An 8,104-nucleotide genomic window follows, 5' to 3' on the forward strand; every position below is an offset into this window, starting at 1 on the left:
CATGGTCATCAAGGTTACCAAGGCCAACAACATCAACAACATCAACAATACCAACAGTATCAACAGTATCAACAACAATCTTCTCCTTGGACAGGTGGAATTGGAGCAGGAGGAGCGGGGGCAGCAGCAGGAGCGGCTAGCATTAGTGGAGCAGCAGGACATGCGGGACACGTGGGTCATTAATGATTGCCAGAAAAAAAGACATAATAAAAAACTGCTAGGAAATCCTAGCAGTTTTTTTCAGCTTCTTGGCGTTGACGTTCGATTTCAGTACGAAGTTGTGGTTCTGGTGCTTGCCAGCCTTCAGGTTTTAGAATTTTACCGTCACCTTCGCGGAATCGAGGTTTCCCGTCAGGGAATAGTTTTGCCATGTTTGCGTTATTTACAATTTCGAATCCTTTATCAGGACGTACGCCCATTTCGGCAAACGTGCCGAATGCAAAGTAAATAAGGTCAATCAGTGCATCATATTGATCTTCAACAGTCGTTGCTTCTAGAAATTCTTCTAACTCTTCTTGCATAAAACTCGCACGGATTTTTGCACGTTCTTCTGTTAATTTTGTTGGAGTATTTGTTACGGGATGTCCGAATACTTCATGCATTTTTGCAACAAGTTCGTACCCTTTATCTAAACCTTTTTCGTTTGTCATGTTGTTTCATCCTTTCTCGCTTAGTGCCGAATCTCATTGTAACATAAGGTGATTATGAAATGAAAAGAACATCTTATAGAAAATAAGATGCTCGCCTGTTATTCTTCTTTCTTAATTAAAATGGATAAAATAAGATCGATGCCAAACATACCAACGAGCAACATTGGTATAACGACAAGTAAATAACGTGTGAAGGAAACATTTTTTAAGTATGTATGAGCAAATAAAAAGACGCCGAGAAATAAAATACCATTTAAAATAGGCTTTACTAATTTTTTAGACATAAGCTCCCCCATAAATATCTTCTCTCTCTATCTAAAATAAAAACTCCTCTTTCCGTTGTATCATGCCGGGAAGAGGAGTTCAATCATTTCTCATTCAATTACACCAGAATTTGTAATATTTACAGTGTATTTTATATGAATTGGAACATCTTTGTACATTTTTCTCCACTCTTCTAATTTGAATGGACGATAATGGTGTTTATATTTTGCTCCTAGCCCGAGGGGATCGACATTTAAAGATTTAAACTGCTTAATTAACTTAGCAGCTTGTTTATCTAATTGCTTTTGAACATCTTTTTCAATGTTTTTTGTGTTTTTATTATTTTCTAAGTTAATTTGTTTTGATAGTTCTTGAATACGTGCATCAAGATGAACGTGAATGAAAAAAGAAGGCTTCCCGTTTTCAATCTTTATATCGTAATATGGAATGGAACGAATGTTGTTAACCACTACGTATGCAGAATCCGTTTTAAATTCATGTGAATCTAATTTATGTTTCTCTAATAGTTCTTTAAAGATGAACATATCTTTTTCCGCAATTTTACCGATATATTTATCCTTTTTAAAAAGACCAATTCCGGTAATTTTTATTTTATCACCATGCTTCTTTAAAATGGGAATATAGTAGTCTTGTCCTTCTTGATAATAACGGAATGCTCCTACATGTAGGTTATCCGTTGGTAAAGGACCGGTCTCCATATTATGTTCTAGCAATTTTTTTATATAAATTGCAACGTTGTATGAAGTCGAATATTTGCCTTTTAAAAGTTCAGTACCATTCCCCTCTAATAAAGCAGCATATAAAGCGTTCCCTATATTCACATCTCGAAGTAATGTATCGAATGAAGTAGCCATTCCTGTTTTAGCAAGTCTTATCGTATATAGAGCGACACGCATTTGTCCGCTAGCAAAAGGTTGAGAAGATTCTAACGATGTATCTGCTTTTACTTGTTTTACCGCATTTGCAGTTCCTTCAAAAACTTGAACTTTATTTCCCTTTTTCTGAATGGGGCAAACGAATGTCACTTTTACTTTATTATCTTTTGCAACGTCAAATACGGTTCCTTGAATAAGTTGTACATCATCGATAATGTTTTTTTGTAAACATCCCGTTAGACTGAAGAATGTTATACAAGAAATAAGTATTAATTTGCTTGTGCTTTTGATTTTTTCCATTTTCTTTTCACCCACACAATGATAAATAGGATTGGGATGTATACATAAATGAGCCAAAAACTAACTTTTGCTGCATTACTAATAAAATTGTTAATATCGTGCCTGTTTGTTAAAAGTTGTGAAACAATAAGCGTGATAAAGAAAAAAGCAATTAAAATACCTCGTTGTTTTACACGAAATATTTCGTGAGTTGCTCTCATTGACGCCCATAAAGGGAGGATAAAACTTGAAATAATAACAAGTGCATAGCCTGAAATTGCAATATATTCGAGTCTTTCTATAAATGGTAATTGAATGACTTGGGTCATAGAAAGTTGGGCCCATATCGTTTTTAACAATTGTTTTTCACTAAAAAAAGAAAAGGCTAAAAGGGTGCTAAATAGATATAGAAGATTTGAAAATAGTGCTCCGAGCTGAGCGTATTTATGAGATTGCATAGGCTTTTTCACAAATGGATACACCATGAGGTAAATCTCAAAACCGGTCATACTGTAGATTGACAGTTGAGCGGATTTTAAAATGTCTGAAAAAGAATGTGTAAATATAGGTAGTAAATTATCCCAATGTGAGTATTTCAAAACGAATAAACTTAGAAATAAATATCCTAATGTACCACCAATAGAGATGACGCAAATACCGGTAATTACACGAAATCCAGAAGAGATAATGTAATAGCTAACTAAGCACAAAAAGAGTGTTAACATAAAGGTGGAAGCGGTAGGAAACATCCATACTTGAATAATTTCAACATACGTTCGAATAACCGAAATACTGACGATTAAAAAATAAGCTGCAAAGGTGATATTAAAGACATTTCCTATCCACTTTCCAAACATTTGCCTTTGTAAATCAATTAAATTTCCATTTGTTTCTTTTAATAAAAAATACATCATCCATATAAGGAGATGGATACAGAGTCCTGTGATTACAACGCCCATCCATCCGTCATATCCAGCGGCCTTTGCGATGATTCGAGCGAAGCCGAGAACGCCAGCACCGAACTGTGCACCGTGAATTAAGAAGAAAACGAAGATAGGAGATATTTGATATTTTTCTTGAACTTTACTCATCGAATGCACCTCATTTCTTAATCATCAAAGTCTGATCTATGTTTTGTTGAAATTCCTTTCGCTGCTTTTTTTACATGTTGTGGCCTTGCTTGTACATCCCGTGTATCAATCATTGTTAAAGGGAAACGGATCCAAGAATCTTTAACAGATTGTTGTCTTGTTGGGTAGAACAAAGCGTACGGCTTGCGTAAAGAAGTAAGTCTAAATAGGTGCGTAAATAAGAAGATAAATCCAAGTGAAATCCCGAAAAGTCCTCCTATTTCTGCAAATATGAGAAACGGGAAACGTAGTAATCGAACCGCATTACCCATTTTATAAATAGGTGTAATAAAGGAAGCGAGTGCTGATAAGGCAACGATAATTAATAAAATATTACTCGTTAAACCAGCTTGTACAGATGCTTGCCCGATTACGATACCGCCTACAATACCGAGCGTTTGACCAACTTTCATCGGTAACCTTGCCCCAGCTTCTCTCAGTAAATCGATTGCGAGTTCTAAAAAGAGTGCTTCAATTAAAGGCGGGAATGGTACTTGCGCCCTTGATAAAATTAAAGTTTCAAGTAAATCACTCGGAATGAGTTCATAATGATAATTTAAAACTGCAACGTATAACGGTGTAGCACATATAGAGAATAAAACGGAAATAAGACGTAAAACCCTTGAGAATGTAGCGTATAGCCAAGAGACGTTGTAGTCTTCTGGTGAAATGAAAAAATCGAAATAGGATACAGGTGTTAGTAAAACACTTGGAGAACCGTCCACAAAAATAGCGATTTTCCCATCGATTAGTGCTTTTGTAACTCTATCAGTGCGTTCTGTATTGATATAGAGAGGGAAAATCGACTTTTCTCCCATCAATTCTTGTAAATAAGCACTATCATTAATTTGATCATATTCAAGAGCACGTAAAGACTCCTCTAGAAAATCAACATTATCTTTTTCAGCAAGGTTGTCTAAATACATCATGACAACTTTTGTTTTGGAAAACTCACCGATAATCATCTCTTTTGTTTGTAAATCTAAAACAGGAAGACGTTTTCGTACTAAATTTATGTTTGTATCAATATCTTCTACAAAACCTTCTTGCGGACCAATAACAGTCGATTCGTTTAAAGGAGGAGTTGGTGCACGATAATTATCAATTGCAATATTTGCGAGCATACATTTTTGATCTTGTTGATTTACTTGAACAATCGCATGCCCCTTTAAAACCATGTCCTCAATTTTTTGTAAATCGTTCGTAATTGTAATGCCGCTCATCGGAATATGTTCCTTCAGCTCTTCTAGTGATGCGTTAGGTCGTTCTAAAAGAGTGGGCATTAAATATTTTTGTAATTTCTCTCCATCAAGCGAAGGACGATAGTAAGAAATCCAATAAGGCATCGTTTCGTCGTCGGATGTATGATAATTCACAAAATCACTAGACTTTTTCAGCTTCTCTATTAAATCTTGTAAAGAATGAATACGATCTTTTTCTGGTTTCGAAAAATCATAAATACTATTACCTTTAGAATTTTGTTGCTTATCCTGATTGGAGTCGTCTTGCTTAGAGTGTTGCTGTTGACCCTGATCGGAGTCGTTCTGCTTAGAATGCTTCTGTTGCTCTTGAGAAGATTCATCTTGTTTAGCACTTTGTTGCTGATTATCTTGAGAAGATTCCTTGTGTTCCTCTTTTTTTTGCTCGCTATTGTTACCTTTATTATGTTTCGTACTTCTAGTCTGTTCTTTGTTGTCGTCCTCTTGATTGTTAGGTTTTTGCTCCGAATTATCTGTTTCGTTTTTCTCTGTTGTATTTGATTTTTTTTTCTTACGTAGCCAATTCCAAATCATATGTATGCCCTCTTTAATTGTGTAATATAGTGCTATTTTGTGGCTAATTTTGTATATTATTCATTTATTTATGAAAAGAAGGAGGAGATTGATTTGCATAGAAAAAATCTTTTAGTAAGCAGTTCATACTATGACGAGAAGAGGGCGAGTCTGTGAAAATTGTAAAAAAGGAGAAGTTTATTTTAAAGGAGTTTACATTTGAAAATGGTAGGACAATTCCTGTTCAAATGGGGTATGAGACGTATGGTACTTTAAATAGAGAGAGATCCAATGTGATTTTGATTTGTCATTATTTTAGTGCAACTAGTCACGCAGCAGGAAAATATACAGCGCATGATGAGGAGTCTGGTTGGTGGGATGGTTTAATTGGACCGGGAAAAGCAATTGATACAAATAAATACTTTGTTATATGCACTGATAATCTTTGTAATGTGCAGGTGAAGAACCCTTATGTAATTACAACGGGACCGAAATCGATTAATCCGAAAACTGGAGATGAATATGCGATGGACTTTCCGGTTTTTACATTTCTTCATGTAGCTCGTATGCAATACGAGTTAATAAAAGATATGGGAATCCCAAGGTTACACGCTGTAATGGGCCCATCAGCTGGCGGGATGATTGCGCAGCAATGGGCTGTTCATTACCCTCATATGGTAGAGCGGATGATTGGTGTTATTACGAACCCGCAAAATCCAATTATTACGTCGGTAAATGTAGCGCAAAATGCAATTGAGGCTATCCGGCTGGATCCAAGTTGGAAGGGCGGGAAATATGGAGAAGAGCAGCCAATGAAGGGGCTTCAGTTAGCAAATAGAATGATGTTTATGAACGCGTTTGATGAGCATTTTTATGAAACAACCTTCCCTCGTAATAGTATAGAAGTAGAACCGTATGAAAAGGTTTCTTCATTAACATCATTTGAGAAAGAGATAAACAAATTGACATATAGAAGTATAGAGTTAGTAGATGCAAATTCGTGGATGTACACTGCGAAAGCAGTTTTATTACATGACATTGCGCATGGATTTTCGTCTTTAGAAGAGGCGCTGTCTAATGTAGAAGCAAATGTACTTATGATTCCGTGTAAACAAGATTTGCTTCAGCCGTCACGTTATAATTATAAAATGGTAGACCTATTGCAAAAGCAAGGGAAGTATGCAGAAGTATATGAGATAGAAAGTATAAATGGGCATATGGCAGGAGTATTTGATATTCATTTATTTGAAAAGAAAGTGTATGAGTTTTTAAATCGGAAAGTATCTAGTTTTGTGTAGAAAATAAATGATGTGAAAAAGGTGCAATGTATGTAGTAGGCACCTTTTTTTACATGATTTGTAGGCGGAAAATATATGTGGCAATTGCTATACCGAAGAATGCAATACTAAGTAATAGAAATAAGAATGACATTTCTTGTGGTGATTTTATCTTTTTATTATTTTTCATACTAAGTGCAATAATTGCAGCGAGTAAGAACACAATGCTCATAATGAAAAGAAAAAGTGTCATTTTAATCGACTCCCTTCATAAAACAAGTATATTGAGGATACAATGCACGAGTTATGTTTGTAAAGAATAAGTTTTGCGAGAAAATTGAGAAATAAATTCTCCGTTCTTTGCGTTCTTTCTTTCGCATGCTAAAATTGATGAGGAATGATTATTCAAGGAAGAAACTAAAGGTTTTTATTGTATATAAGGAGGAACGAAATATGACAGAAGTGAAAACAATTACTACAGAAGAAGTACAAGAGCGTTTAGAAAACGGAGAAACGTTATTTTTAGTAGACGTAAGAGAAGATGAAGAAGTAGCAACAGGGAAAATTCCAGAAGCTGTACATATTAAAATGGGGGATATCCCAAATAAAGTAGATTTCTTTGATAAAGAGAATGAATATATCTTTATTTGTCGCTCGGGAATGCGCAGTGAAAATGTATGCCATTATTTAAATGAGCAAGGCTTTAAAACAGTGAACATGGTTGGCGGTATGCTTCAATATGAAGGCGAAATCAAATAAGTAGTTTAAAAAACTTGAAACGAGTCTGTTTCAAGTTTTTTTCTTTTGCATACAGTGTACAAAAGGGGGATAGGTAAATGGGGATTAACTTACGGAAAGTAAAAATTATAAATAATACAGGGGCTGTTAATGTCGGCGATTGTTATGATATCTCACCTTTAGCTGTAGCGAAAGTGTATGCAGGTGCTGGAGGATCGAGTGCGGCTATTTTTTTAAATGGGAAAAGACAGCCAGAAGCGGTCATTAGAACATCGGTGTTTCTTCCGCCATTAGCAACGAGTACACGTACATTAGGCTCATAGAAGAAAGGTAGAGTGTAATTATGCCTGCTCATATAAAAGAGTTCGTTATTGTGAATAACACTGGGAATATATTTACTGGTGATAATCTGAGTGATACGTCATTTACTGCTTCGAAATCGTATAGTGGTTCGATGGGGTGTACTTGGATTGATGTTGTTACAGTAATAGGGACGGAGACGAAGCTTTGTTTACAGCCAGGAGATTCTGTCACAACAACGTATACGAGAGGTACTCCTGCTGGTACTGTAACAGGAACAAATATGGGGCAAAGTGTAAATGCATCGGGTATAGCACAAGCTGTCCCTAATACAGATAATATGGATTCAGTTGCTGGACTCCCCTAAAATCATAGGGGAGTTTTTTATTTGTAAGAAGAGCTTATGTAGCGTGAAAAGCGGAGTAATTGTTTGAAAAATAGTATTGGAAACCTCTTTGGAAAATACAATTCAAATAGAAGGTGATTTTTTATCCCACTTTAATGGGCAGTAAGATTCCCCCTCAAAATTTAGCGAAAGCAAAGAAGGTAGGTGGGGGTCGGGCTGATTGAAGTTTCACTTTATGTGAAGCATATTTTGTAATTGTATTTTGCTGTTGAAGGTGGTGGGAGTAGTGGAAGGAAATGATGAAAATTTAAAAATAAAAAGGTCGATACATTCTAATTTTAAGTTATCACCAGATCTTGTTGGTCCTACTTTTCCTCCAGTGCCAACTGGAATGACAGGGACGACAGGGCCGACGGGGAGTACCGGAGCAACCGGAAGTACGGGAGCCACGG

The 8,104-nt window shown here is 35.9% G+C and carries 10 protein-coding genes and 2 pseudogenes; 6 read left to right on the forward strand and 6 right to left on the reverse strand.

Annotated features, from left to right (window positions below; translation table 11 throughout):
- A pseudogene (locus tag BAQ46_RS29085) lies at positions 1 to 183 on the forward strand (hypothetical protein); the annotation flags it as partial.
- A gap of 44 nt (positions 184 to 227) precedes the next feature.
- Here the strand turns inward: BAQ46_RS29085 and BAQ46_RS29090 are convergent.
- The 5 genes from BAQ46_RS29090 to BAQ46_RS29110 form a co-directional block, all read right to left on the reverse strand.
- On the reverse strand, positions 228 to 650 hold the full coding sequence (locus BAQ46_RS29090; protein ID WP_071743441.1) for a pyrophosphohydrolase domain-containing protein: 423 nt from the start codon (positions 648 to 650) through the stop codon (positions 228 to 230).
- A gap of 98 nt (positions 651 to 748) precedes the next feature.
- Positions 749 to 934 (reverse strand): hypothetical protein, encoded by a 186-nt coding sequence (locus BAQ46_RS29095; protein WP_000038783.1) that lies wholly within the window; start codon positions 932 to 934, stop codon positions 749 to 751.
- A gap of 90 nt (positions 935 to 1,024) precedes the next feature.
- The gene (locus BAQ46_RS29100; protein ID WP_071743442.1) at positions 1,025 to 2,110 is read right to left on the reverse strand and encodes a Ger(x)C family spore germination protein; all 1,086 of its coding nucleotides are present in this window, start codon (positions 2,108 to 2,110) and stop codon (positions 1,025 to 1,027) included.
- Complete coding sequence (locus BAQ46_RS29105) at positions 2,080 to 3,180, reverse strand: spore germination protein (protein WP_071743444.1); 1,101 nt, start codon at positions 3,178 to 3,180, stop codon at positions 2,080 to 2,082. Before BAQ46_RS29105 ends, BAQ46_RS29100 begins: the two co-directional genes overlap by 31 nt.
- A gap of 17 nt (positions 3,181 to 3,197) precedes the next feature.
- Positions 3,198 to 5,012 carry a spore germination protein gene (locus BAQ46_RS29110; protein ID WP_084638405.1) on the reverse strand — a complete coding sequence of 605 codons (1,815 nt, stop codon included), beginning with the start codon at positions 5,010 to 5,012 and terminating at the stop codon, positions 3,198 to 3,200.
- A gap of 152 nt (positions 5,013 to 5,164) precedes the next feature.
- Between BAQ46_RS29110 and BAQ46_RS29120 the strand changes: the two genes are divergently transcribed.
- The gene (locus tag BAQ46_RS29120; protein WP_000706681.1) at positions 5,165 to 6,289 is read left to right on the forward strand and encodes a homoserine O-acetyltransferase family protein; all 1,125 of its coding nucleotides are present in this window, start codon (positions 5,165 to 5,167) and stop codon (positions 6,287 to 6,289) included.
- 49 nt (positions 6,290 to 6,338) lie between these two features.
- On the opposite strand, the gene BAQ46_RS29125 is transcribed toward BAQ46_RS29120, so the two are convergent.
- Positions 6,339 to 6,521 carry a hypothetical protein gene (locus BAQ46_RS29125; protein ID WP_000171893.1) on the reverse strand — a complete coding sequence of 61 codons (183 nt, stop codon included), beginning with the start codon at positions 6,519 to 6,521 and terminating at the stop codon, positions 6,339 to 6,341.
- Between the two features lie 200 nt (positions 6,522 to 6,721).
- Between BAQ46_RS29125 and BAQ46_RS29130 the strand changes: the two genes are divergently transcribed.
- From BAQ46_RS29130 to BAQ46_RS31795, 4 genes and pseudogenes are all read left to right on the forward strand, one after another.
- Entirely contained in the window at positions 6,722 to 7,027 is a 306-nt protein-coding gene (locus BAQ46_RS29130) for a rhodanese-like domain-containing protein (protein ID WP_000141219.1), read from the forward strand.
- 77 nt (positions 7,028 to 7,104) lie between these two features.
- Positions 7,105 to 7,329 carry a spore germination protein gene (locus BAQ46_RS29135; RefSeq protein ID WP_000512463.1) on the forward strand — a complete coding sequence of 75 codons (225 nt, stop codon included), beginning with the start codon at positions 7,105 to 7,107 and terminating at the stop codon, positions 7,327 to 7,329.
- Between the two features lie 20 nt (positions 7,330 to 7,349).
- Positions 7,350 to 7,673, forward strand: coding sequence for a hypothetical protein (locus tag BAQ46_RS29140; RefSeq protein WP_001110853.1), 324 nt, complete (start codon positions 7,350 to 7,352; stop codon positions 7,671 to 7,673).
- A 265-nt stretch (positions 7,674 to 7,938) separates the two neighbouring features.
- Positions 7,939 to 8,104 (forward strand): annotated as a pseudogene (locus BAQ46_RS31795) (exosporium leader peptide-containing protein); the annotation flags it as partial.

The organism is Bacillus paranthracis, from assembly GCF_001883995.1.
Classification (GTDB): Bacteria; Bacillota; Bacilli; order Bacillales; family Bacillaceae_G; genus Bacillus_A; species Bacillus_A paranthracis.